Below are 24,417 nucleotides of genomic sequence, written 5' to 3' on the forward strand. Positions count from 1 at the left end.
GTACGAGCCGGAGGAGTGCAGTGGCAGCCAACGACCGGGCATCAGCACCCGGAAAGTCCGGCGCGGGCTCCGGCAACGAAGCGCTGATGCGCGCCTCCCTGAGCGCGGTCGCGCCGGGTACGGCCCTGCGCGACGGGCTGGAGCGGATCCTGCGCGGAAACACCGGCGGTCTGATCGTCCTGGGCATGGACAAGACCGTCGAATCGATGTGCACCGGCGGTTTCGTGCTGGACGTGGAGTTCACCGCGACCCGGCTGCGCGAGCTGTGCAAGCTCGACGGCGCGCTCATCCTCGACAAGGACATCACCAAGATCCTGCGGGCCGGTGTCCAGTTGGTCCCCGAGTCCTCCATCCCCACCGAGGAGACCGGCACCCGCCACCGCACCGCGGACCGGGTGTCCAAGCAGTGCGGCTTCCCGGTGGTCTCCGTGTCCCAGTCGATGCGGCTGATCGCGCTGTACGTGAACGGGGAGCGCCGGGTCCTGGAGGAGTCGGCGGCCATCCTGTCCCGGGCGAACCAGGCCCTGGCGACCCTGGAGCGCTACAAGCTCCGCCTGGACGAGGTCGCGGGCACGCTCTCCGCGCTGGAGATCGAGGACTTGGTGACGGTCCGCGATGTGACGGCCGTCGCGCAGCGGCTGGAGATGGTGCGCAGGATCGCCACGGAGATCGCGGAGTACGTGGTCGAGCTGGGCACCGACGGACGGCTTCTCTCACTCCAGCTCGACGAGTTGATCGCGGGTGTGGAGCCGGAGCGGGATCTGGTCGCACGCGACTATGTGCCGGAGCCGACCGCGAAGCGGGCCCGTACGGTCGACGAGGCACTCGGCGAGCTGGACTCGCTGACCCACTCCGAGCTGCTCGAACTGCCCACCGTGGCACGGGCGCTGGGGTACAGCGGGGCACCGGAGACACTCGACTCCGCGGTCTCGCCGCGGGGTTACCGGCTGCTGGCGAAGGTGCCACGGCTGCCCGGCGCCATCATCGAGCGGCTGGTCGAGCACTTCGGCGGGCTGCAGAAGCTGCTCGCGGCGAGTGTGGACGACCTCCAGACGGTGGACGGCGTCGGCGAAGCGCGGGCACGCAGCGTGCGGGAGGGTCTGTCGCGGCTGGCGGAGTCGTCGATCCTGGAGCGGTACGTCTAGGTCCTGTCCGGCGGATCTTCGCGGATCAGCCCGGGGCGGCTGGTGCGGTGCATCGCAAGGCGGAGGATCGTCCTCGTACTGGACGTACTCGGACGACTCCGACAACGCAGCGAGGTGCCGTGCCAGGCGTTCCGGGCCCGCGAAGATCCGCCGGACAGGGCCTAGGTCCTGTCCGGACCGTGTCGCCGGAGGGGCGGGCGAACCAGCCCGTCCGGCGATTGAGGACACCACGGCCGGGCGGCGGCCGGAGGCTCAGTCCTTGTCCAGGCGGATGGACTGCTGGCCCAACTGGACCACGGCCCGCGATGTCTTCGCCTCGACCAGATACGTACCGGGGCCCACCGCCCCCGCGGGCGGCGTGGCGCACTGCGGGGCGCTGCGCGCCCGGTTCCACTGCACGGTACGGATGACGGTCTGTCCCGCCGGGACCTCGAAGTAGAGCCCCCCGGTCTTCGGGCAGTCCGCGGAGGACCAGACCTGCTCGTCCTCGGCGTCGGTGACGGTCAGCACCATGGCCTTCGGCCCGAAGTCCGCCTTGCAGGTGGTGTCCGAGGTGTTCCGCACGCTCAGCCGGAACGCGGGCTTCTCGCCCGGCGCGTAGGCGACCTTTGTGGTGGTGAGGCTCAGGGTCAGCGACTTGGGGGCGCAGTTGGGGAGCGAGGAGCTCGCGCCGACCAGCCGGCCCGAGGTGGTGCTGCCGTCTCCGGTGCCCGTACCGGTACCCGTGCCCGTACCGGCGCCGCCCGCACCGCCGTTCGCCGTGCCGCCGGTCGCGCCGCCCGTACCGGTGCCGCCGGCGCCGCCCGCGCCGCTCGTACCGGCCGCGCCGCCGGTACCCGCGCCCGCACTGCCCGTGCCGCCCGCGCCGGCGGTGGTGGTGCCGGGGTCGCCGTTGTTGCCGTCGGCGGTGCCGGAGCCCGAACCGCCCTCCGTACCACCGGTGTTCTCGTCGGCGTCGCCCGACTCCTCGCGCCCGCCAGGCTGTTCGCTTATGGCCGGTCCGGAACCGGAGGGTCCGGGTGTGATGGACGTCGCGGGATTGGCGCCGTCGGAGACGTCGCCCTTCTTCTTGCCGTCACTGCCACCGAAGTTGACCATCCATAGGACAAGCAAGGCCAGCAGCGCGATCAGCGCCGCTGCGATGGCCCTCCGTCGCCAGTAGATGGTGGAGGGAAGCGGCCCGACCGGATTGCGCAAAGATCCCACGGCGCAAACTGTACGAGAGATCAGGGCCTGCTCCCGCCCTACATGCCGCCCGTCTTGGCAAGTTTTACGGATCATCATCCCGGAACGGTCGCCAGCCGCAACGGACTTGAGATGAATGGCACCTTTTGCACCCATCCGGGACCCGCTCGGGATACATCAGGGGCGACTTCCCGGTCATCGAACCATCGGACCGTATGGCCATCAGACATCATTCATAGGTTGATCACATCAACGGCGCTACAACCGGACGATCAGCTCGCGGACCCCCCGCGGCTGAGCCACCCGGACGCGGCCGTGCGACAACCTCCGGCGCACGCTCGCCCGCTGCACCGTCAACGCTTCCTGACGTGCCAGGATCGGTGGTGCCATGACTGCTACCTCCGCGCACTCCGCGACTTCCCCCACCACGCCCGCCCCCGCCGTCACTCCCACCTCACCCGTCACCGCCACCCCGCCCGTCCCGGCCGCATCCGTGGCGCCGCAGGCCGCCGCGGTCCTGGCCGGCACCGATCCGGCCGCCCTGCACACCCCCGTCATCGCGTGGTTCGAGTCGAACGCACGCGATCTGCCGTGGCGCCGCCCCGAAGCGGGCGCCTGGGGTGTGATGGTCAGCGAGTTCATGCTCCAGCAGACCCCGGTCAGCCGGGTCCTCCCGGTGTACGAGCAGTGGCTCGCCCGCTGGCCGCGCCCCGCCGACCTGGCCGCCGAGGCCCCCGGCGAGGCGGTACGCGCCTGGGGCCGGCTCGGCTACCCGCGCCGCGCGCTGCGGCTGCACGGTGCCGCGCAGGCGATAACGGAGCGGTACGGAGGCGACGTACCCCGCGAGCACGCCCAGCTCCTCTCGCTCCCCGGGATCGGTGAGTACACGGCCGCGGCCGTGGCCTCGTTCGCGTACGGACAGCGCCACGCCGTGCTCGACACCAATGTGCGGCGGGTGTTCGCCCGTGCCGTGACCGGTGTCCAGTACCCGCCGAACGCGACCACGGCCGCCGAGCGCAAGCTGGCCCGCGCCCTGCTGCCCGAGGACGCGGCCACCGCGTCGCGCTGGGCCGCCTCCTCCATGGAGCTGGGCGCGCTGGTCTGCACGGCGAAGAACGAGGCGTGCGGACGCTGTCCCATCGCCGCGCGGTGTGCCTGGCGACTGGCGGACAAGCCGGCGCACGACGGCGCGCCCCGGCGCGGCCAGTCGTACGCGGGTACGGACCGCCAGGTGCGGGGAAGGCTTCTCGCCGTACTGCGCGAGGCGGTCGGGCCGGTGCCGCAGACGGCGCTCGACGCGGTGTGGGACGAGCCGGTGCAGCGCGCCAGGGCGCTGGACGGACTGGTCGCGGACGGACTGGTCGAGCCCCTGGAGAACGGTGTCTACCGGCTCCCGCAGAGCTGACCGGATCCGGGTACGTACCGCACCGGCCGGCTCTCCGCCGGCTCCGGCCGTTACACAACCGATGGACAGCCGTGCGTCCGCCGACGGCTGTCCCGCACAGCCCCGTGACAAGCGCTCCGTAATTTCGCCGCCGTAAGGACTTCGCTGCCGTCCGCGAACGGCGGCGAACAGCGAGGACGGTCACGGGGTCGGAGGCGGTCGGCATGGCGCAGGGCGAGGTGCTCGGATTCGAGGAGTACGTCCGTACCCGGCAGGAGGCCCTGCTGCGCAGCGCCCGCAGACTGGTGCCCGACCCCGTCGACGCGCAGGACCTGCTCCAGACCGCCCTCGCCCGTACGTTCGGACGCTGGGACGGCATCGCCGACAAGTCGCTCGCCGACGCCTATCTGCGCCGCGTCATGATCAACACCCGTACCGAGTGGTGGCGCGCCCGCAAGCTCGAAGAGGTCCCCACCGAGGAGCTGCCCGACGCCCGTGTCGAGGACGGCGCGGAGCAGCACGCCGACCGCGCCCTGCTCATCGAGATCCTCGGAGTCCTGGCTCCCAAGCAGCGCAGTGTCGTGGTGCTGCGACACTGGGAGCAGATGAGTACGGAGGAGACGGCCGCCGCGCTCGGAATGTCGGTGGGTACGGTGAAGAGCACACTGCACCGGGCGCTGGCCCGGCTGCGTGAGGAGCTGGAGAACCGGGAGCGGGAGAGCGGGAAGCCGGCGCGCCCGCGGCCCCGCGCCCGCGCCAGGAGGCGTACGGATCTTCAGCGCACGGATCGACAACATGCCGGTCTTCAGCGTGCGGATCTTCAGCGTGGGGATCTCCGTCGCGACGGGCGGGGCGGGCAGGACGGGCGGGACAGGGGTGACGGGCGTGACGAACGGGGGCGGGCGAGGTGCGCGGCCTGAAGGTCCCTGACCGGCCGGGGGTCCCCTCCGGGAGCAGATCTCCCGGGGGCCGGTGTCCGGAGGGCGGATCATTCGCGGCGGCTGCCACGGCCATGGCCGGGCTCGCCGCCTTCTGCGTGCTCGCGACCGGCTGCTCGGCCGGGGGTACGGGCACCAGGGACGAGGGCGCGGCGATGACCACGCCGGTCGAACGCGGGATCCCCGCCCCCCAGTCGGCGTCCCCCGAGCCGAGCCCGGCGAGGACCGTGGACGCGGTGGCGCTGCTCCGCCACGATCCCAAGGTCAGCCGGCGGATCAAGGCCGATCTCAAACCGTGCGCCGAGGACGCCTATCCGGTGGACACCTCGTACGGAAATCTCACCGGCGGTACCGCGCCCGATGTGGTGATCAACGTGATGACCTGCGGTGACGCGGTCGGCATCGGAACGTACGTATACCGCTCGCAGAACCACCGGTATGTGAACGTCTTCGCCAACGAGCAGCCCGCCGTCTACTCCACCATCGACCGCGGCGCGCTGGTCGTGACGCAGCAGGTGTACGCGCAGGGCGACCCCATGTCGTACCCCTCGGGGGAGGATGTCGTGACCTATAGCTGGGGGAACGCCAAGTTCAGCGAGCGCTACCGGGTGCGCAACAGCTACAGCAGGGCGGTGGGCGGCGGAGTCAAGGCGACGCCCGTCCCGCTCGCACCGGACCAGGGCTGAGGGGCCGCGGGATGGCCGGAACCCATGTGCTGTTCGTCGAGGACGACGACGTCATCCGCGAGGCCACCCAACTCGCCCTGGAGCGGGTGGGTTTCGTGGTCACCGCCATACCGGACGGGCTGTCCGGCCTTGAGGCGTTCCGCGCCCGTACACCGGACATCGCGCTGCTCGACGTGATGGTGCCGGGTCTGGACGGCGTCAGTCTGTGCCGCCGTATCCGCGACGAGTCGACCGTGCCCGTGATCATGCTGTCGGCGCGCGCCGACTCCATCGATGTGGTGCTCGGCCTGGAGGCGGGGGCCGACGACTATGTGACCAAGCCCTTCGACAGCGCGGTCCTGGTCGCCAGGATCCGGGCCGTACTGCGCCGCTTCGGCCACGCCGGCGGCCTCGCGGGCGACGAGCGGAACGGGCAGGACGAGCCCGGCGGCAGCGGCGGAGTGCTGACCTTCGGCGATCTGGAGGTCGATACGGACGGCATGGAGGTGCGCAGGGGCGGCGAGCCGGTGGCGCTGACGCCGACGGAGATGCGGCTGCTGCTGGAGTTCTCCGCCGCGCCCGGGACGGTCCTCACCCGCGACAAGCTGCTGGAACGGGTCTGGGACTACGGCTGGGGCGGGGACACCAGGGTCGTGGACGTGCATGTCCAGCGGCTGCGCACCAAGATCGGCCAGGACCGGATCGACACGGTCCGCGGCTTCGGCTACAAGCTCAAGGCATGAAGCGGCGCGGCTCATGAAACGGCACAGCTCGTGAAACGGCGCGGCTCATGAGGCGGCTCGCTCTGCGCACCGGGGTCCGGTGGAAAATCAGCATCGCGATCGCGGCGGTGGGCGCGCTGGTCGCGCTGGCGCTGAGTCTCGTCGTACACAACTCGGCCCGCGTCTCGATGCTCGACAACGCGCGCGAAGTGCAGCTCGAACGGCTGCTGTTCGCGGAGCGGATGTACGACTCGACCAACGAGCCCAAGTTCGGTACGAAGATCAATGATCCCGGGCTGCCGTACGAACTGCGGGACAAGATGCGGCAGGGCCGGCGCGCGACCTATGTGGAGGAGGGCGCCAACGGCGTGCCCGATGTCTGGGCGGCCGTGCCCATGGGCAATGGCACGGTCCTGTCGCTGCACAGCCGGTTCGCCGACCGAAGCGCGACGATCATGCAGGATCTGGACCGCTCCCTGATCATCGGCTCGGCCTCGGTGGTCTTCGGGGGCTGCGCTCTGGGCGTGCTGATCGGTGGGCAGCTCTCCCGGCGGCTGCGCAGGGCCGCGGGTGCGGCCGGCCGGGTCGCCGAGGGACATACGGAGGTACGGGTCGGGGACGCCGTCGGCGGAGTCGTACGCGACGAGACGGACGATCTGGCGCGCGCGGTGGACGCGCTGACCGACGCGCTGAACGAACGCATAGAGGCGGAACGCCGGGTCACCGCCGATATCGCCCATGAGCTGCGGACACCCGTGACCGGGCTGCTCACGGCGGCCGAACTGCTGCCGCCCGGCCGCCCGAGCGAGTTGGTACGGGACCGGGCCCAGGCCATGCGCACCCTGGTCGAGGACGTCCTGGAGGTGGCCAGGCTCGACAGCGCGTCGGAGCGTGCCGAACTCCAGGAGATCGCGCTCGGCGAGTTCGTCGGGCGGCGGGTGGCCCTGCTGAACCCCGAGATCGAGGTCACGGTCGTGCACGAGTCCTGGGTCAGCACGGACCCGCGGCGGCTCGAACGCATCCTCGGCAATCTGCTGGCGAACGCGGCCAAGCACGGTGCCGCGCCCGTCGAGGTCACGGTCGAGGGCCGGATCGTACGCGTACGGGACCATGGCCCCGGCTTTCCCGAGGCGCTGCTGCGCGAGGGTCCGAGCCGGTTCCGTACGGGCGCCACCGACCGTGCCGGCCATGGCCACGGTCTGGGCCTGACCATCGCGGCCGGCCAGGCCCGGGTCCTGGGCGCCAGACTGACGTTCCGCAACGCGGGCCCGGAAGGCGCGGAAGGGGCGAAGGGCGCGGAAGGGGCGGGCGGCGCGATCGCGGTCCTCTGGCTCCCGGAACACGCCCCGACGACCACGGGCAGCTTCCCGATCCTCAAGATCCCCTAAGGGGTGTCCCGCCCGTGTCCCCGCCGATCGGGCCGGGCCCCGCGAGTTCGGCAGGATCGGCGGGACACCCCCAGGTCCTGCCTAGTGCGCCCACTCCTTGTCCAGGTCCAGGTCTCCTTGCCGGGTCTGGGTGAGGGAGAACCAGTTGCCCGAGTCGTCCCGCAGCAGCGCCTCCGTACCGTACGGACGCTCCTGGGGCGGCTGGACGAACTCCACCCCGCGCGCCTTCAGCCTCTCGTAGTCCCCGTGGACATCGTCCGTGGTCAGCACACCCGCGCCCAGGACGCCCTTGACGACCAGCTTCCTGAGCGCCTCGGCGGACTCCTCGTCCATCGCCGGGGTGCCGGGCACCATCAGGGTCAGCACCATGTCCGGCTGGTCCTTCGCACCGACGGTCAGCCAGCGCATCCCTCCCTCGCCCATGGTCATGTCCGTACGGACTTCCAAGCCCAGCTTCTCGGTGTAGAACTTCTTCGCGCGGTCCTGGTCGAGGACCCAGACGGTGGCGATCGAAAGACCTTTGATCATGACGTGCTCCCTCGGTGGTGCGTGGCTCCGGCGGTCGGTGCCGCCTGCTCCGTCACCGTAGGCAGGACGGCCCTCAGCCCGCTTCTCCAGAATTGCGGTGCTGCGAACCGCTGTCCCTGCTGTCCCCGCGCTGCTGCGGGCCCTCGCTCGCCGGTGTCGCCCCGGTCGTGTCCGTGGTCCCCCTGGCCGGGAATCCGCCGGCCCAGAGCATCGCGTAGCACCCCGGTATGAGCGCGGCTCCGCGCCCGGTGTACCGGGCCCGGTACTCACCCGGTGTGCAGCCCGTCTGCTGCTTGAAGCGCGAGGTGAAGGTGCCGAGGCTGGTGAAGCCGACCAGCGCGCAGATCTCCGTGACGGAGAGATCCGCCGTACGCAGCAGGTCCTCGGCCCGCTCGACGCGTCTGCGGGACAGATAGCGCCCCGGGGTCTGTCCGTAGACCGCCTTGAACGCCCGCACGAAGTGGTACCGCGAATATCCGGCATGGGCCGCGACCGCGTCCAGGTCGAGCGGCTCAGCCCAGTCGCGGTCCATGGCGTCCTTGGCCAGGCGCAGTCGCCGCAGATGGGCGAGGTGCGCGGGCCCAGGACCCGTCCCCGTACTCTCCACGTCCCGATCCTGACACGTACCACTGACAACGCGCCCGGTCCCGCACAGGCGCCCGGACGGCGAAGGCCCCCGGCGCGATACGCCGGGGGCCATGGCCGCGAGCCACGAGTGAGCCGCGGTGTGAGTTACGGATGCGGAAGTGCGGACGGACCGGGGATCAGGCGGACTGCGGGACCTTGCCGTCCAGGGCCGGTGCCTCCTCCGCGGCCGGCTTCGTTCCGGCGCCCCGCAGCGGGACCTCCTTGACGAAGAAGGCCGCGACGAATCCGATCACCGCGATCGCCGCACCCAGCGTGAACGCCGCGTGCGTACCCGACGAGACCGCGACCTGGTACGCCTCGCGCACCGCGTCCGGCAGCTTCGCCAGGCTCGCCGCGTCGAGCTGCGCGGACTGCTCGGTGACACCCCCGCCGCCCCGGGCGGCCATCTCGTCCTGCACCCGGCTCGTGAACAGCGCCCCCATGATGGCGACACCGAACGAGTTCCCGAGCGTACGGAACAGGGTGGTCGAGGAGGAGGCGACCCCCATGTCCTTCAGCTCGACGCTGTTCTGCGCGACCAGCATGGTGATCTGCATCAGGAAGCCCATACCGGCACCGAGGACGGCCATGTACACGCTGGACGTCAGCCGTGAGGTCTCCGTGTCCATCTGCGCCAGCAGGAACATCCCCGCCGTCATCAGTCCGCCGCCCACGATCGGGAAGATCTTGTACTTGCCGCTGCTGGTGGTGACCCGGCCCGCGATCAGCGAGACGACCATCATCGACAGCAGCATCGGCAGGAGCAGCAGCCCGGAGTTGGTGGCGGAGGCGCCCTGTACGGACTGCTGGTAGAGCGGCAGGAAGAGCACCGCGCCGAACATCACGAAGCCTGTCAGGAACCCGATCACCGACATCAGGGTGAAGTTGCGGCTGCGGAAGATGTGCAGCGGCATGATCGGCTCGGTGACCCTGGTCTGTACGAAGACAAAGCCGACCAGCGAGACCACGCCGATCGCGATCAGCTCCATGATCATGGCCGAGTCCCAGGCGTACTCCGTGCCGCCCCAGGTGGTGACCAGCACGATCGCGGTGATGCCGACCGTCAGCAGCGCGGCGCCGAGGTAGTCGACCGTCACCTTCGACCGGTCCTTCGCCGGCAGATGCAGTACGGCGGTGACCATCACCAGCGCCAGCGCGCCCAGCGGCAGATTGATGTAGAAGCTCCAGCGCCAGCCGAGGTGGTCGGTGATGGTGCCGCCGACCAGCGGTCCGCCGATCATGGCGAGCGCCATCACGCCGGCCATCATGCCCTGGTACTTGCCACGCTCGCGGGGCGGTATCAGATCGCCGATGATCGCCATCACGCCGACCATCAGACCGCCGGCGCCCAGGCCCTGGACAGCGCGGAAGCCGATGAGCTGGCCCATGTCCTGGGCCATGCCGCTGAGCGCGGATCCGATCAGGAAGATCACGATCGAGGTGAGGAAGACGCTCTTGCGCCCGTACATGTCGCCGAGCTTGCCCCAGATCGGGGTGGAGGCGGCGGTGGCCAGGGTGTAGGCGGTGACCACCCAGGAAAGATGCTCCAGGCCGCCCAGCTCGCCGACGATGGTGGGCATCGCCGTACCGATGATCATGTTGTCGAGCATGGCCAGCAGCATCGCGATCATCAGCGCGAGCAGCACCACGCGCACACTCCGCGGCTGCGGTTCGGCCTTGGCCTTGGTCGTCTGCGCGGCCATGGACGCTTCGCCGTCGCCGCCGATTGACGCGCCCTTCCCCGTCTGTTTCCCGGTCGGACTCATATTCCCCACTCCCCTGCACTCCCCTGACACTTACTTGCCGCCCGGCAAGCCGACTACACTGGGGAAGGTAGACCTTCTACTTGTCGGGCGTCAAGTAAGTTATTTCCCGGGAGAGAGAGCACCATGGGCAGCGCACAGCACCCGCGGCGGGGCGACACCCGTCAGCGCATCCAGGACATCGCGCTGGAGCTCTTCGCCGAGCAGGGGTACGAGAAGACCTCGCTGCGGGAGATCGCCGAGCGGCTGGATGTCACCAAGGCCGCGCTCTACTACCACTTCAAGACCAAGGAAGACATCCTGATCAGCCTCTTCGAGGATCTGATGCGCCCGATCGACGAACTGATCACCTGGGGCAGGAGCCAGCCGCACACGCTGGAGACCAAGCGGGAGATCCTGCGCCGCTACAGCGAGGCGCTGGCCGGCGCGACACCGCTCTTCCGCTTCATGCAGGAGAACCAGGCGACGGTGCGCGATCTGAGCATCGGCGAGACGTTCAAGGGCCGCATGGTGGACATGCGCGATCTGATCCAGGATCCCGACGCGTCCCTGACCAACCGGGTCCGCTGCATGACCGCGCTGTTCACCCTGCACGCCGGGCTGTTCGCGCTCAAGGACATCGAAGGAGACCCCGAGGAGAAGCGGCTCGCCATCCTTGAGGTCTCCACCGAATTGATGATCAGCGCTCACACGGTCACACCTTGACGCCCACCGAGCGCAGGAAGTTCACCGGGTTGACGGCCGAGCCGTAGTTCGGGGTCGTACGGATCTCGAAGTGCAGGTGCGGGCCGCTGGAGTTGCCGGTGTTGCCGGACAGCGCTATCTGCTGGCCCGTCTTCACGTACTGGCCCACATGGACCTGGATCTTCGACAGGTGCGCGTACTGCGAGTACGTGCCGTCGCCGTGCTTGATCACTATCGCGTTGCCGTACGCGGGACCGTCACCGGCGCCGGACGAGCCCGCCTTGACGACCGTACCGCCGTGGACGGCGTGCACCGCGGTGCCGATCGGTACGGCGAAGTCCTGGCCGGAGTGTTTCGCGGACCACATGTTGCCGGCCCTGCCGAAGCCCGCGCTCAGCGTGTACTGGCTGACCGGATCGATCCACGACGGGACCGCGTTGGCCTTTGCCTTGGCCGGTACGGAGGTCTGGGCGGAGGTCTGGACGGCGGCCTGGTGCTGGACGGCGGCCGTGGCGACGGCCGGGGCGGCGGGCGCGGCACCGCCGGTCGCGGCGAACGCGGCCCCGGTTCCGGCCGCCAGCGACACCCCGAGTCCGGCAGCCAGGACACCGGCACGGGTACGAAGGGCGGACGGGCGGGTCAGACGGGACAGCTTGCGCGGCGACATTCCGAAAACCTCCGGGCATCAAGGGACCCGGCACCTTTGCGCCGGGCTGGCCACACCTTGGTAACCCGGACCCCATCTCATGCCAAAACACCCCATCTACGACATCTCGTCGTAGGGGTGCCCCTGAACTCCCTTGCTAAGACCCCGGTCAAAGGCTTCGATCGCCCGCGCAAAGGCCCCGGCCGGTGCCAGGACCGGCCACTAATCCGGCTCGTAGGGACGGAATCGCCTGTGCGGCATGTCACGGGCGCCGGGCAGAAGGCCCGTCCGATTCAGGACCAAAGTCCTGACCCCAAGAGGCGGCAATGACAATGCAGTTAATGGGCCCGCGCTCCGGAAGAAATGAAAGAAGGCTGCCCCGGAACCGTAAGAAGCGGTTCCGGGGCAGCCCTTGGGTCAGTGCTTTTCTGTCCCTGTCGGTCCTTCGGCGCGTCAGTCCTTCGTCAGGTTCGGACCGCCGCCCGCGGCCTGCTCGATCGGCGGGACATCCGGCAGAGGCGACTTCTCCTCGCCGCGGAAGGTGAACGCCTTTGTCTCGCCCTCGCCTTCGGTGTCCACGACCACGATGTGACCGGGGCGCAGCTCGCCGAAGAGAATCTTCTCGGAGAGAACGTCCTCGATCTCGCGCTGAATCGTCCGGCGCAGCGGTCGGGCGCCCAGCACCGGGTCGTAACCCTTCTTGGCGAGAAGCGACTTGGCGGACGGGCTGAGCTCCAGGCCCATGTCCCGGTCCTTCAGACGCTCATCGACCTTGGCGACCATCAAGTCGACGATCTGGATGATGTCTTCCTCGGTGAGCTGGTGGAAGACGACCGTGTCGTCGACACGGTTGAGGAACTCGGGCCGGAAGTGCTGCTTCAGCTCTTCGTTGACCTTGTTCTTCATCCGCTCGTAGTTGGTCTTGGTGTCGCCCTGCGCCGCGAAGCCCAGGTTGAACCCCTTCGAGATGTCCCGGGTCCCGAGGTTGGTCGTCATGATGATGACCGTGTTCTTGAAGTCCACGACGCGGCCCTGGGAGTCGGTCAGGCGACCGTCCTCCAGGATCTGCAGAAGGGAGTTGAAGATGTCGGGGTGGGCCTTCTCGACCTCGTCGAAGAGGACGACGGAGAACGGCTTCCTGCGCACCTTCTCGGTGAGCTGGCCGCCCTCCTCGTATCCCACGTAACCGGGAGGCGAACCGAAGAGACGCGAGACGGTGTGCTTCTCGCTGAACTCCGACATGTCGAGGGCGATCAGCGCGTCCTCGTCGCCGAACAGGAATTCGGCGAGCGTCTTGGACAGCTCGGTCTTACCGACACCGGACGGGCCGGCGAAGATGAACGAGCCACCGGGGCGCTTGGGGTCCTTCAGACCCGCTCGCGTACGGCGGATGGCCTGCGAGAGAGCCTTGATGGCGTCCTTCTGCCCGATGACGCGCTTGTGCAGCTCGTCCTCCATGCGGAGCAGACGCGAGGACTCCTCCTCGGTGAGCTTGAAGACCGGGATGCCCGTCGCCGTCGCCAGGACCTCGGCGATCAGCTCCTCGTCCACCTCGGCGACAACGTCCATGTCGCCGGCCTTCCACTCCTTCTCCCGCTTGGTCTTCGCGGCGAGGAGCTGCTTCTCCTTGTCACGGAGGGAGGCGGCCTTCTCGAAGTCCTGGGAGTCGATCGCCGACTCCTTGTCGCGGCGGACGCCCGCGATCTTCTCGTCGAACTCGCGGAGGTCCGGCGGCGCGGTCATCCGGCGGATCCGCATCCGGGAGCCGGCCTCGTCGATCAGGTCGATCGCCTTGTCCGGCAGGAAGCGGTCCGAGATGTACCGGTCGGCGAGGGTCGCGGCGGCGACCAGCGCGGAGTCCGTGATGGACACGCGGTGGTGCGCCTCGTACCGGTCGCGCAGGCCCTTGAGGATCTCGATCGTGTGCGGCAGGGACGGCTCCGCGACCTGGATGGGCTGGAAGCGGCGCTCCAGGGCCGCGTCCTTCTCCAGGTGCTTGCGGTACTCGTCGAGCGTGGTCGCACCGATGGTCTGCAGCTCACCGCGGGCCAGCATCGGCTTCAGGATGCTCGCCGCGTCGATCGCGCCCTCGGCGGCGCCGGCGCCGACCAGGGTGTGCAGCTCGTCGATGAACAGGATGATGTCGCCGCGGGTGCGGATCTCCTTCAGGACCTTCTTCAGGCGCTCCTCGAAGTCACCGCGGTAGCGGGAGCCGGCGACGAGCGCGCCGAGGTCGAGGGTGTAGAGGTGCTTGTCCTTGAGGGTCTCGGGCACCTCGCCCTTGACGATGGCCTGGGCCAGGCCCTCGACGACCGCCGTCTTGCCGACGCCGGGCTCGCCGATGAGGACCGGGTTGTTCTTCGTACGGCGGGAGAGCACCTGCATGACCCGCTCGATCTCCTTCTCGCGCCCGATGACCGGGTCGAGCTTGGATTCACGGGCGGCCTGGGTGAGATTCCGGCCGAACTGGTCGAGGACCAGGGACGTGGAGGGCGTGCCCTCGGCAGGACCGCCCGCTGTGGCGGCCTCCTTGCCCTGGTAGCCGGAGAGCAACTGGATGACCTGCTGCCGCACCCGGTTGAGATCGGCGCCCAGCTTCACCAGGACCTGGGCGGCGACGCCCTCGCCCTCGCGGATCAGGCCGAGCAGGATGTGCTCCGTACCGATGTAGTTGTGGCCGAGCTGAAGGGCCTCGCGGAGCGACAGCTCCAGGACCTTCTTGGCCCGGGGTGTGAAGGGGATGTGGCCGGACGGGGCCTGCTGGCCCTGGCCGATGATCTCCTCCACCTGCTGGCGGACCGCCTCGAGCGAAATCCCGAGGCTCTCCAGGGCCTTAGCGGCGACACCCTCACCCTCATGGATAAGGCCCAGGAGGATGTGCTCGGTGCCGATGTAGTTGTGGTTGAGCATCCGGGCTTCTTCCTGAGCCAGGACGACAACCCGCCGCGCGCGGTCGGTGAACCTCTCGAACATCGTTAATCGCTCCTCAGAGCGGTCAGGCAGTAAAGGGGTCGGTCCCCTCCCTGTCCTTCCGCAGCTTAGTCCCGCAAGCGGGGACCGCTCATTCCAACTGCCGACTACCTGTCCCAGGCTCCCAGCCCCGAACGCCGGACAACAGCTCCAACCCGATGGTGCGAGACGATGTTCCCGCAGGCCAGGCAGATACCCTCGCCATCACTACGCCGATGGCGAACGCAAGACGCCCGGAACCGCGTGTCGTCCCTTCCCACTAGGAATGTCTTACCCGTAAGCACTGACACTCCATGCGGCGCACCCCAGTTCCCTCCGCTACGGGCGAACACCCTTGCGCTCCTGAATGCGCCCGCACGCCCCCGATTCCGGCACATTGAGCGATCGGGCACGGACGTAGCGTAACTCCGCGCGAGGGTCGGGAGTTGCTCCGGGCATGGCCCCCACTGTCCCGCCCCCGCGCGGTCACCTCCCGCGTGGTCACCTCCCGCGTGGTCACCTCCCGCGTGGTCCGCTCCCTGGCGGTCGCATCGGTACGGAGGAGAGCTGTCTCGCGCGGTGGTACGAGGAGGGGCTCGGCTGGGCCGTGGAGGCGGGGCCTCCCGTACGGCTGCGGACCGGGCTGCGTTTCGATGTGCTGGAGCTGCCCGCCGACGCGGGCGCGGCCCTGCTGCGGCGGATCGGCCCGACGGGGCCCGTGGCGCTGCTCGGCGGGCGGATGGCCCTGCTGGTGGCCGCGGGGAGCGCGGACGAGCTGCCGGGGCTGCTCGACTGGCTGGAATGGGGCGGAATCGCCCTGGGGCTGACCGCTGTCGGCGCGGGCGGGCGGATCACCGCTCCCGCGCCACCGCGGTGGCCCGGCGTCACCGCGCAGGGGGCCGCCACGTGGTTGCGGCCCCCCGGGCCCGGACGCGAGACGGAGCCGACGCTGCCGTCACTCGCCCCCCTGGGGCGGAGCGGCGGCAGCGGGGGCAGTGGTGGGGGTGCCCCCGATCTCGTACGACTCGTGGACGCGGCGGCGACTGAGTGCCACCGGGCCCGCTTGTTGCGTATGCCGCGCAGAAATGCCCTTCGTACGAATACTCAGCCGTTGGCCTTCTCGTAGGCTTCACGGATCTCGGCGGGAACACGGCCGCGGTCGTTGACGCTGTAGCCGTTCTCCTTCGCCCACTTGCGGATTTCCGCGGTGTCCTTGTTACCGCCCGTGGCGACTCGGCCCTTGCCGCGGCTGCCCGCGGCGCGGCCACCGGTACGCCGGCCCCCCTTGGTGTACGGATCGAGGAGGCCCCGGAGCTTGTCCGCATTGGAGGTGGTGAGGTCGATCTCGTAGGTCTTGCCGTCCAGAGCGAACGTCACCGTCTCGTCCGCCTCGCCGCCGTCGAGGTCATCGACAAGAAGGACCTGAACCTTCTGTGCCACCGGATTTCCTTTCATCGAAAATGCAGTACGCGGAAAGGAAACCGCTTTTCTCAGGAAAACACAAACCCCCGGCAGAGGTTCAGCAGCGCGAGAACACGGGAAACGTGCGCGATTCGGACATAGGGATCCGGCTGAGTCGGGCGATCACAGGTGCAGAAGCATCCGGCTGTTGCCCAAGGTGTTCGGCTTCACCCGTTCGAGACCGAGGAACTCCGCAACACCCTCGTCATAGGAACGCAGCAGCTCTCGGTAGACATCTCCGTCGACCGGCGTCTCTCCGATCTCCACGAAGCCGCGCTTCGCGAAGAACTCGACTTCGAAGGTCAGGCAGAATACCCGGCGCACTCCGAGCCAGCGGGCGGTCTCCAGCAGCTTGTCAAGCAGTTGATGCCCCACTCCGGCACCCCTGACCACGGGATCCACGGCGAGTGTGCGTACTTCGGCGAGGTCTTCCCACATCACGTGCAAGGCACCACAGCCGATGACACTGGCGTCCCCGTCGCGTTCCGCGACCCAGAACTCCTGGATGTCCTCGTAAAGCGTCACGGGCGCTTTGTCGAGCAGGATGCCTTCGCTCACGTAAGGGTCGACGAGACGGCGGACAGCCGGTACATCCCTGGTCCTGGCCCGCCGGACGGTGATGGCATTTGCTTCGGCATTGGGAAGCGGAAGGGCTGAGCGCATGCCGGGACGCTATCGCCCCGCCTCCGGGGGGCGATCGGCGCCCCGCAGCCCGGCGCCTTCGGCCCGCGGGGCTTCCGGTTCGGCTTCCTCCGGTGGCCCTGCGGCTTCCTGGCGTTCGCCTTCCGTGCGGTCGACGCGCACCATACGGACGGCGTCCTGAAGTGCTTCGCGCTGCTCGGGCGACATCATCCCGAAGAAGGCGACGAGGGCGGCGGCGGGGTTGTCGCTCTTCGACCAGGCTTCGTTCATCAGGGCCGCGGCGTAGGCGGCGCGGGTGGAGACCGCCGTATATCGATAGGCGCGGCCCTCGACTTCCCTGCGCACCCAGCCCTTCTGATGGAGATTGTCCATTACCGTCATGACGGTGGTGTAGGCGATGGACCGTTCCCGCTGAAGGTCTTCGAGGACTTCCCGGACGGTGACCGGCCGGTTCCATTGCCAGACGCGTGTCATGACGGCGTCTTCCAGGTCTCCCAATTGGCGGGGCACCTCTTCACCATAGTGCGAGATGTCCGAATGGCCGGTTATTGACGGAACAAAAAGGACGTACGACGGGAATCAGTCGTACGTCCTGGTCATACGGTGAATACGCGCCGCGGCGGCCGGGGTCGCGCTAAGCGCCCGGGGTGCGTGCGCGGGGTGCCGCGGGATGCCGCCGGGTGCGGTGTCCGGCGGTCAGGCGTTGCCGGTGCCGGGGGTACGGTCCTGCGACTGGGCCTCCGCGCGGGCGAGGGCCGCGTCGACCGCGGCGTCCTCCTTGGCCTTGTTGGGGCCGCCCTGGCTCTTGACGATCGTCACGACGAGGCCGATGAAGAAGGCGGCCATCACCACGGGAGGTACGAGCGCGGATACGTAGTCCATGGCGTCCAGCGTAGCTATCCGACGGCCAGCTTCTCCGGCGGGGGCGCCGGGCGGCGGCGCGGCGGGAACACCTCGGACGGCTTGGGCATCGGCTTGCCGGGCGCGGGGCGCTGGGGCGGGCCCGGTTTCCGGGGCGGCTTCGCCGGCTCGGCGGGTTCTTTGCCGGACTCCTTGTCGGGCTCCTTGCCGGGTTTCTCGTCCGGTTTCCTGTCGGGCTCCTTGGGCTGTGCCGGTTCGCCGGACCCTGAGTTCGAATCCGAGCCGGAGTCCGATCCGGAGTCCGGCCCGGAACCGGAGCCGGTGTTCCCGCCGGTGTTCGCGTCGCTGTCGGCGTCGGCCGAGAGGCCGCCGGGGAGCGCGCGGAGCCTGGTGCGGGGCGCGGGGGCCGCCGTGACCGCGGGCCCGACGGGGGCGGCGGCGGTGACGCGGGCGGCGAGACGGGCCCGTACGGACCGCTCGGCCAGCGCCTGGCAGCGGTCGAGCAGGGCCGCGGCGGCCGGATTGCCGCGAAGGGCGCGCAGCGCCGTGAGATCGTCGGGCAGCGGGACATAGCCGGCGGCCAGGGCCTCCTGGAGCAGTTCCAGATAGCCGGTGAGGGACCCGGGGAGCGCCTGCCGGTACCGGACGAGGTCGGCCATCAGAAAGTCCCGCAGCCGCCCGGCCTCCCGTACCGCCTCGTCCACGGACTCGGCGAGCCGGAGACAGGCCCGTACGTCCTCGTTCGGCAGCGGGACGGGATGAAGGGCGACGGCAAGGGCACGTCGGAGCACACGCAGCTCCTCCGCACCGAACGCCATGCCGCCGCGGGATCCGTATGGCGTGGGCATGCGGCGACACTACGCGCCAAAAGGACAAAATCCGCTTAACACCTCCCCTCGGGCGCGGCCCACCCGCCGAACGGGGGACCGGGGTGGGCGGCGCGCGGAGGCCCGGCGCCACGGTGCGGCGCCGGGCCCGGCCGGACGGGGCGCGGGCCCCGCGTCGGCTACATGCGGGAGACATTCCGTTCGTAGACCAGGCGCAGGCCGATCAAGGTCAGCCAGGGCTCGTGTTCGTCGATCACCGAGGCCTCGCCGAGGACCATCGGGGCCAGGCCGCCCGTCGCGAGGACCGTCACCTCGCCCGGGTCCTCCGCCAGCTCACGGGCCATCCGCCGGACCACGCCGTCGACCTGGCCCGCGAAGCCGTACAGGATGCCCGACTGCATCGCCTCGACCGTGTTCTTGCCGATCACACTGCGCGGCCTGGCGATTTCGATCTTGCGAAGCTGGGCGCCCCTGATACCGAGCGCCTCGACCGAGATCTCGATGCCCGGGGCGATCACACCGCCCGCGTACTCGCCCCGCGCGCTCACCGCGTCGAAGGTCGTCGCCGTACCGAAGTCGACGACGATGGCCGGGCCCCCGTACAGCTCGACCGCCGCGACCGCGTTGATGATGCGGTCCGCGCCGACCTCCTTGGGGTTGTCCACCAGGATCGGTACGCCCGTCTTGATGCCCGGCTCCACGAGGACCGCCGGGACATCCCCGTAGTAGCGGCGGGTCACCTCACGCAGTTCGTGCAGCACGGACGGCACCGTCGAACAGATCGCGATGCCCTCGATCCCGTCGCCCAGTTCCTCGCCGAGCAGCGGGTGCATGCCCATCAGGCCCTGGAGCAGTACGGCGAGTTCGTCGGCCGTGCGGCGCGCGTCCGTGGAGATGCGCCAGTGCTCGACGATCTCCTCGCCGTCGAACAGACCGAGCACGGTATGGGTGTTGCCGACGTCGATCGTCAGGAGCATCAGGCGCCGGCCTCTCGCAGGTCGAGGCCGATGTCCAGGATCGGGGAGGAGTGGGTGAGCGCGCCGACCGCGAGGAAGTCGACGCCCGTCTCGGCGTAGGCCCGCGCGTTGTCGAGGGAGAGCCGCCCGGAGGACTCCAGGAGCGCGCGGCCGGCGACGACGGCGACCGCCTCGGCGGTCTCCTCGGGCGTGAAGTTGTCCAGCAGGATCAGATCGGCGCCCGCGTCCAGGACCTCGCGCACCTGGTCGAGCGTGTCGGCCTCGACCTCGATCGGTACGTCGGGGAAGTGGTTCCGTACGGCCTTGAACGCCTCGGCGACCCCGCCCGCCGCGACCACATGGTTGTCCTTGACGAGGGCCGCGTCGGACAGCGACATCCGGTGGTTGACACCGCCGCCGCACCGCACCGCGTACTTCTCCAGCGCGCGCAGCCCCGGCGTGGTCTTGCGGGTGTCACGGACCTTGGCCCCGGTGCCTTCGAGCGCGTCCGCCCATGCGCGGGTGGCGGTCGCGATACCGGACAGCCGGCACAGGAGATTGAGCGCGCTGCGTTCGGCGGTGAGCAGATCGCGGACGCGCGTGGTGACGCTGAGCAGCTTCTGTCCGGCCTCGACGCGGTCGCCGTCCGCGGCGTGCCGCTCCACGGCGAACTCCTCCGTACAGACGACGGACAGGACGGCCTCGGCGATGTGCAGTCCGGCCACCGTACCGCTCTGGCGCGCGGTGAAGTCGGCGGTGGCGACGGCGTCCTCGGGGACGGTCGCGACGGTCGTCACGTCAGCGCCGTGGTCGAGATCCTCCTCGATGGCCACATGCGCGATGTCCTCGACCTGTACGGGGTCGAGTCCGGCGTCGACGAGCAACTGGGCGAGGGCGGGGTCGAGGCCGCATTCCAGGTCGAAGGCCTCGTCGGCGGAGCAGCCGCAGCCGTCGCCGCAGCCGCCAGTGGCGGCGGCCGGGGCGCCGATCTGGATCAGCGGTACGTCCACGGGCTCGGGGCGTGGACTGTCTTCGGGCGTGCTCACGGTGTATGGCTCCCTGGGGGCGTCGGCGGGATGTGGGGTGCGGGGGCTACGGGGCGTACGGAGCGGGGCAGTCCGGGGCCGACCGGCGGGAAGGCGGCCGACTCGGTGCGGTGGAGCGCCAGGCTGCGGTCGGGCAGCAGGCGTACGACGAGATGGCGGCGCCAGTCGGTGTCGTTCCGCTCGGGCCGGTCCTCGCGCCAGTGGCAGCCCCGGGTCTCCTCGCGCTCCCGCGCGGCGGCGACCAGGACGCGGGCGACACAGAGGAGGTTGGAGGTCTCCCAGGACTCGACACCGGGCACGGCGGGCTTGCCGAAACCGTCGTCCGGGCCGTCCTCGCCGTTTCCGGAGGCATCGGCGAGGGCATCCGGGAAGGCACGCGCGGAGGCGTTTCCGACGCTTCCGGAGCCGCGTTCCGAGCCGCTTCCGGAGCCGTTCGCGGAGTCGTTCGCTGAGTCGTTTCCGGAGCCGGTCGCGGCAGTTCCGGGGGTTTCCCTGAGCGCGCGCTGGAAGGTGGTCTCCAGGGCTTCGGCGGCGGCCGCCAGGCTCGCGGCCGACCTGAGCACGCCCGCGCCCTCGGACATGATGCGCTGGATTCCGGTCCGTGCCTCGGGTGTGATCAGCGGCACCAGGCTGGTGGCGGCGGGCTCGGCCGGGACCACCGCGCCGGACCGCCAGGACGCGGGACCGGCATCCGCCGCGATGTCCGCCGCGATCCGTTCCGCGAAGACCAGGCCTTCCAGCAGGGAGTTGGAGGCCAGCCGGTTCGCGCCGTGCACTCCCGTACAGGCGACCTCGCCGCACGCGTACAGCCCCGGCACCGTGGTCCGTCCGCGCAGATCCGTACGGACACCGCCCGACGCGTAGTGCGCGGCGGGCGCCACCGGTATCGGCTCCGTGACCGGGTCGATCCCATGGGCACGGCAGGCGGCCAGGATGGTGGGGAAGCGGGTCTCCCACATCTCCGCGCCGAAGTGCCTGGCGTCCAGATACATGTGCGTGACGCCCTGCTCGCGCATTCTGCGGGTGATGGCCTTGGCGACGATGTCGCGGGGCGCCAGCTCGGCCAGCTCGTGCTGGTCGAGCATGAACCGTATGCCGTCGGCGTCGACGAGATGGGCGCCCTCTCCCCGTACCGCCTCGGAGACCAGGGGCTGCTGGCCCTCGGAGCCCGCGCCGAGGAACAGCACCGTGGGGTGGAACTGGACGAATTCCACGTCCGAGATCTCCGCGCCCGCGCGCAGCGCCAGCGCCACCCCGTCGCCCGTGGAGACGGCGGGGTTGGTCGTGGCGGAGAAGACCTGGCCCATGCCACCGGTGGCCAGCACCACCGCGGGGGCGTGGACCGCGCCGACGCCGTCGTGCTGGCCCTCGCCCATGACATGGAGGGTGACACCGGACGTACGGCCCTGATCGTCCGTCAGCAGATCGAGGACCAGGGCGTTCTCGATGGTACGGAGGGCCGCGTCCCGTACCGCTTCGACCAGGGCTCGCGAGATCTCGGCGCCGGTCGCGTCGCCTCCCGCGTGGGCGATCCGGCGGCGGTGGTGGCCGCCCTCGCGGGTGAGCTGGAGCTCGCCGGTGGCATGGGTGTCGAAGTGGGCGCCGGTGCCGATCAGTCGCCGTACGGCCGCGGGGCCCTCGGTGACGAGGGTACGGACGGCCTCCTCGTCGCAGAGGCCGGCGCCCGCGACGAGAGTGTCTTCGAGATGCTGCGCGGGGGTGTCGCCCTCGCCGAGCGCCGCCGCTATGCCGCCCTGGGCCCAGCGGGTGGAGCCGTCGTCGAGCCTGGCCTTGGTGACCACGACCGTACGGAGCCCGGCGGCGGTGCAGCGCAGGGCCGCGGTGAGACCGGCGACGCCGGAGCCGACCACGACGACATCGGCGTCGATGGCCCAGCCGGGTGCGGGGGCGGTCAGCCGTATTCCGGTTCCGGTCACTGGGACGCTCCGAAGGTCAGAGGGATGTTGTCTATCAGCCGTGTGCCGCCGACGCGGGCGGCGACGGCGAGGATCGCCTCGCCGGTGTGGTCGTCGGGGACCTCCGTGAAATCGGCGGGATCGACGAGGGCCAGATAGTCGAGGGCGAGGGGCGGCATGGAGCGGGCCGCCTCGTCCAGTACGGCGCGGGCCGCTGCCCGTACGGCATCGGGCCCGCAGGGACGGGCCCGCGCGGCCGGGGTCCCCGCGACGGCCACCGCGTGGGCGTCGGCCGCGAGGCGGGCCTCGCCGAGCGCGGAGAGCGCGGCCGCGCGGGCACCCGGTGCGGGGGCGGACTCGGCGCGGGCGCGCAGGGCGTGCAGCGCCGCGAGGCGGTCGCGCGCGGCGAAGAGGGCGCCGGAGAGCGCGAGGGCGGTACGGCGCTCGGTCCGGGAGAGATAGCGGTTGCGGCTGGAGAGCGCGAGACCGTCCTCTTCCCGGACGGTCGGTACGCCGATGATCTCGGCCCGGAAGTTCAGATCGCGGGCCATTCTGCGGATCAGGGCGAGCTGCTGGGCGTCCTTGCGGCCGAAGAAGGCGGCATCGGGCCGGGTGAGATGGAGGAGTTTGGCGACGACGGTCAGCATGCCGTCGAAGTGGCCGGGGCGCGAGGCGCCTTCGAGGCGCTCGCCCATGGGGCCCGCGGAGATGGTGACCTGGGGGGCGCCGCCGGGATAGACCTCGTCGGCGGCCGGGGCGAACACGGCGTCGGCGCCGGCCGCCTCCGCGGTCTTCAGATCGGCTTCGAGGGTGCGCGGATACCGGTCGAGATCCTCCCCCGCGCCGAACTGGAGCGGATTGACGAAGACGGTGACCACGACCAGACCGGTGCGGCCGGCATGGGCGCGGGCGGCCCGTACGAGACTGGCGTGGCCTTCGTGCAGCGCGCCCATGGTCATCACGACGGCGGTGGGGCCGCCGCCCGTGTGCCCGTCCAGCACGCGGTCCAGCTCCGCGACGGTGGAGGCGAGGACGAGGCTCATCGGGCGCCCCCGCTGCCGCCGCCCCGGGGATCTCCGAGGGCGTCCCCGTCAGCGAGGACATCCAGGAGGTCTTCCGCCAGCTCGGCCTTGAGCAGCCCGTGCGCCAGCGCGCGGTCCGCGGTCGTACGGGCCATCGCCAGATATCCGGCGACGGCGCCCGGCGCGTGGGTGCGCAGCTCGGCGACATGCGCGGCGACCGTGCCCGCGTCACCGCGCGCGACCGGTCCGGTCAGGGCGGCGTCGCCGGAACGCAGGGCGTTGTCCAGGGCGGCGCCCAGGAGGGGGCCCAGCATCCGGTCGGGGGCGGACACCCCGGCCGTGCGGAGCAGCTCCATCGACTGTGCCACCAGCGTGACCAGGTGGTTCGCCCCCAGCGCGAGCGCCGCGTGGTAGAGCGGGCGGGACTCCTCGGCGACCCACTCGGGCTCGCCGCCCATCTCGATGACCAGTGCCTCGGCGGCGAGGCGCAGCTCCTCGGGGGCGGTGACGCCGAAGGAGCAGCCGGCCAGCCGCTGGACGTCCACCGAGGAGCCGGTGAAGGTCATGACGGGGTGCAGGGCGAGCGGCAGGGCACCGGCGCGCAGGGCGGGGTCCAGGACCCTGGCGCCGTACCGCCCCGAGGTGTGTACGAGGAGCTGTCCGGGCCGTACGGCACCGGTCTCGGCGAGCCCCTCCACCAGACCCGGCAGCGCGTCGTCCGGAACGGTCAGCAGGACCAGCTCGGCGCGGGCGAGCACCTCGGCGGGGGTGACCACCGGAACGTCGGGGAGCAGCGCGGCCGCCCGCCGCCGGGACGCGTCGGAGACCCCGGAGACGGCGACCGGGCGGTGCCCGGCGAGGCGGAGGGACGCGGCGAGCGCCGGGCCGACGCGGCCCGCTCCCACCACACCGACGGTGAGCCGGGCCGGGCGGTCCCGGGGGTCCAGGGATTCCTGTGCAGTGGGATTCACGCGGCGGGGCCTTCCGTTCCAGTCCGCGAGGGGTACCGGACGATTTCTCGCCATGCTACGCCAGCGTCCGGGCCCGCCAGTCAGTTGTCCA

23 protein-coding genes and 1 pseudogene are annotated in these 24,417 nt (G+C 70.4%); 8 read left to right on the forward strand and 16 right to left on the reverse strand.

Annotated features, from left to right (window positions below; all coding sequences use genetic code 11):
• Nucleotides 1-20 precede the first annotated feature (20 nt).
• Nucleotides 21-1,145 carry a DNA integrity scanning diadenylate cyclase DisA gene (disA, locus tag KQY30_RS14830; RefSeq protein WP_046507681.1) on the forward strand — a complete coding sequence of 375 codons (1,125 nt, stop codon included), beginning with the start codon at nucleotides 21-23 and terminating at the stop codon, nucleotides 1,143-1,145.
• Nucleotides 1,146-1,397: 252 nt separating this feature from the next.
• Here disA and KQY30_RS14835 read toward each other — a convergent pair whose 3' ends face one another.
• Complete coding sequence (locus KQY30_RS14835; RefSeq protein ID WP_217307220.1) at nucleotides 1,398-2,351, reverse strand: hypothetical protein; 954 nt, start codon at nucleotides 2,349-2,351, stop codon at nucleotides 1,398-1,400.
• A gap of 367 nt (nucleotides 2,352-2,718) precedes the next feature.
• Here KQY30_RS14835 and KQY30_RS14840 point away from each other — a divergent pair, with 367 nt between their 5' ends.
• From KQY30_RS14840 to cseC, 5 genes are all read left to right on the forward strand, one after another.
• On the forward strand, nucleotides 2,719-3,735 hold the full coding sequence (locus tag KQY30_RS14840; protein WP_254407130.1) for an A/G-specific adenine glycosylase: 1,017 nt from the start codon (nucleotides 2,719-2,721) through the stop codon (nucleotides 3,733-3,735).
• Nucleotides 3,736-3,938: 203 nt separating this feature from the next.
• Nucleotides 3,939-4,634: a SigE family RNA polymerase sigma factor gene (locus KQY30_RS14845; RefSeq protein ID WP_217307221.1), complete on the forward strand. Its 696-nt coding sequence runs from the start codon at nucleotides 3,939-3,941 to the stop codon at nucleotides 4,632-4,634.
• Nucleotides 4,635-4,726: 92 nt separating this feature from the next.
• Nucleotides 4,727-5,338: a hypothetical protein gene (locus tag KQY30_RS14850; protein WP_217307222.1), complete on the forward strand. Its 612-nt coding sequence runs from the start codon at nucleotides 4,727-4,729 to the stop codon at nucleotides 5,336-5,338.
• 11 nt (nucleotides 5,339-5,349) lie between these two features.
• The gene (cseB, locus tag KQY30_RS14855) at nucleotides 5,350-6,060 is read left to right on the forward strand and encodes a two-component system response regulator CseB (RefSeq protein WP_217307223.1); all 711 of its coding nucleotides are present in this window, start codon (nucleotides 5,350-5,352) and stop codon (nucleotides 6,058-6,060) included.
• Between the two features lie 47 nt (nucleotides 6,061-6,107).
• Nucleotides 6,108-7,427: a two-component system sensor histidine kinase CseC gene (gene cseC / locus KQY30_RS14860; RefSeq protein WP_217307224.1), complete on the forward strand. Its 1,320-nt coding sequence runs from the start codon at nucleotides 6,108-6,110 to the stop codon at nucleotides 7,425-7,427.
• Between the two features lie 81 nt (nucleotides 7,428-7,508).
• Here cseC and KQY30_RS14865 read toward each other — a convergent pair whose 3' ends face one another.
• The 3 genes from KQY30_RS14865 to KQY30_RS14875 all read right to left on the reverse strand — a co-directional run bounded on the left by KQY30_RS14865 (nucleotide 7,509) and on the right by KQY30_RS14875 (nucleotide 10,285).
• A complete protein-coding gene (locus tag KQY30_RS14865) occupies nucleotides 7,509-7,955 on the reverse strand; it encodes a VOC family protein (RefSeq protein ID WP_217307225.1) in 447 nt (148 codons plus the stop codon).
• Between the two features lie 73 nt (nucleotides 7,956-8,028).
• Nucleotides 8,029-8,487 (reverse strand): helix-turn-helix transcriptional regulator, encoded by a 459-nt coding sequence (locus KQY30_RS14870; protein ID WP_217311065.1) that lies wholly within the window; start codon nucleotides 8,485-8,487, stop codon nucleotides 8,029-8,031.
• A 232-nt stretch (nucleotides 8,488-8,719) separates the two neighbouring features.
• Nucleotides 8,720-10,285 (reverse strand): MDR family MFS transporter, encoded by a 1,566-nt coding sequence (locus KQY30_RS14875; RefSeq protein ID WP_217307226.1) that lies wholly within the window; start codon nucleotides 10,283-10,285, stop codon nucleotides 8,720-8,722.
• Between the two features lie 186 nt (nucleotides 10,286-10,471).
• Here KQY30_RS14875 and KQY30_RS14880 point away from each other — a divergent pair, with 186 nt between their 5' ends.
• A complete protein-coding gene (locus tag KQY30_RS14880; RefSeq protein ID WP_217307227.1) occupies nucleotides 10,472-11,050 on the forward strand; it encodes a TetR/AcrR family transcriptional regulator in 579 nt (192 codons plus the stop codon).
• Here KQY30_RS14880 and KQY30_RS14885 read toward each other — a convergent pair.
• Together KQY30_RS14885 and KQY30_RS14890 are read right to left on the reverse strand one after the other, a co-directional pair.
• Nucleotides 11,040-11,696 carry a M23 family metallopeptidase gene (locus tag KQY30_RS14885; protein WP_217307228.1) on the reverse strand — a complete coding sequence of 219 codons (657 nt, stop codon included), beginning with the start codon at nucleotides 11,694-11,696 and terminating at the stop codon, nucleotides 11,040-11,042. The genes KQY30_RS14880 and KQY30_RS14885 overlap by 11 nt on opposite strands.
• 432 nt (nucleotides 11,697-12,128) lie before the next feature.
• Nucleotides 12,129-14,648, reverse strand: a complete 2,520-nt coding sequence (locus KQY30_RS14890) for an ATP-dependent Clp protease ATP-binding subunit (protein WP_217307229.1) — start codon at nucleotides 14,646-14,648, stop codon at nucleotides 12,129-12,131.
• Nucleotides 14,649-15,081: 433 nt separating this feature from the next.
• On the opposite strand from KQY30_RS14890, the gene KQY30_RS14895 reads away from it, so the two are divergent.
• Nucleotides 15,082-15,750 (forward strand): SCO3374 family protein, encoded by a 669-nt coding sequence (locus KQY30_RS14895; RefSeq protein WP_254407131.1) that lies wholly within the window; start codon nucleotides 15,082-15,084, stop codon nucleotides 15,748-15,750.
• Here the strand turns inward: KQY30_RS14895 and KQY30_RS14900 are convergent.
• The 10 genes and pseudogenes from KQY30_RS14900 to KQY30_RS14945 all read right to left on the reverse strand — a co-directional run bounded on the left by KQY30_RS14900 (nucleotide 15,729) and on the right by KQY30_RS14945 (nucleotide 24,326).
• Complete coding sequence (locus KQY30_RS14900) at nucleotides 15,729-16,064, reverse strand: Lsr2 family protein (protein ID WP_217307230.1); 336 nt, start codon at nucleotides 16,062-16,064, stop codon at nucleotides 15,729-15,731. The two genes, KQY30_RS14895 and KQY30_RS14900, sit on opposite strands and share 22 nt — an antisense overlap.
• Before the next feature lie 144 nt (nucleotides 16,065-16,208).
• Nucleotides 16,209-16,748 (reverse strand): amino-acid N-acetyltransferase, encoded by a 540-nt coding sequence (locus tag KQY30_RS14905; protein ID WP_217307231.1) that lies wholly within the window; start codon nucleotides 16,746-16,748, stop codon nucleotides 16,209-16,211.
• A gap of 9 nt (nucleotides 16,749-16,757) precedes the next feature.
• Nucleotides 16,758-17,237: a BlaI/MecI/CopY family transcriptional regulator gene (locus KQY30_RS14910; RefSeq protein WP_254407132.1), complete on the reverse strand. Its 480-nt coding sequence runs from the start codon at nucleotides 17,235-17,237 to the stop codon at nucleotides 16,758-16,760.
• Nucleotides 17,238-17,423: 186 nt separating this feature from the next.
• Nucleotides 17,424-17,609, reverse strand: a complete 186-nt coding sequence (locus KQY30_RS14915) for a hypothetical protein (RefSeq protein ID WP_217307232.1) — start codon at nucleotides 17,607-17,609, stop codon at nucleotides 17,424-17,426.
• A 14-nt stretch (nucleotides 17,610-17,623) separates the two neighbouring features.
• Nucleotides 17,624-18,406, reverse strand: coding sequence for a hypothetical protein (locus tag KQY30_RS14920; RefSeq protein ID WP_217311067.1), 783 nt, complete (start codon nucleotides 18,404-18,406; stop codon nucleotides 17,624-17,626).
• Between the two features lie 188 nt (nucleotides 18,407-18,594).
• Nucleotides 18,595-19,392, reverse strand: coding sequence for a type III pantothenate kinase (locus tag KQY30_RS14925; protein ID WP_046508850.1), 798 nt, complete (start codon nucleotides 19,390-19,392; stop codon nucleotides 18,595-18,597).
• The gene (nadC, locus tag KQY30_RS14930; RefSeq protein WP_217307233.1) at nucleotides 19,392-20,417 is read right to left on the reverse strand and encodes a carboxylating nicotinate-nucleotide diphosphorylase; all 1,026 of its coding nucleotides are present in this window, start codon (nucleotides 20,415-20,417) and stop codon (nucleotides 19,392-19,394) included. Before nadC ends, KQY30_RS14925 begins: the two co-directional genes overlap by 1 nt.
• Nucleotides 20,418-20,536: 119 nt before the next feature.
• Nucleotides 20,537-22,354, reverse strand: a pseudogene (locus KQY30_RS14935) (L-aspartate oxidase); the annotation flags it as partial.
• Entirely contained in the window at nucleotides 22,351-23,376 is a 1,026-nt protein-coding gene (gene panC / locus KQY30_RS14940; protein ID WP_217307235.1) for a pantoate--beta-alanine ligase, read from the reverse strand. The gene panC and the pseudogene KQY30_RS14935, both read right to left, overlap by 4 nt.
• Nucleotides 23,373-24,326 carry a Rossmann-like and DUF2520 domain-containing protein gene (locus KQY30_RS14945; protein ID WP_217307236.1) on the reverse strand — a complete coding sequence of 318 codons (954 nt, stop codon included), beginning with the start codon at nucleotides 24,324-24,326 and terminating at the stop codon, nucleotides 23,373-23,375. Before KQY30_RS14945 ends, panC begins: the two co-directional genes overlap by 4 nt.
• Nucleotides 24,327-24,417 lie beyond the last annotated feature (91 nt).

The sequence above is a fragment of the Streptomyces sp. GMY02 genome, assembly GCF_019056675.1.
Classification (GTDB): Bacteria; Actinomycetota; Actinomycetes; order Streptomycetales; family Streptomycetaceae; genus Streptomyces; species Streptomyces odonnellii.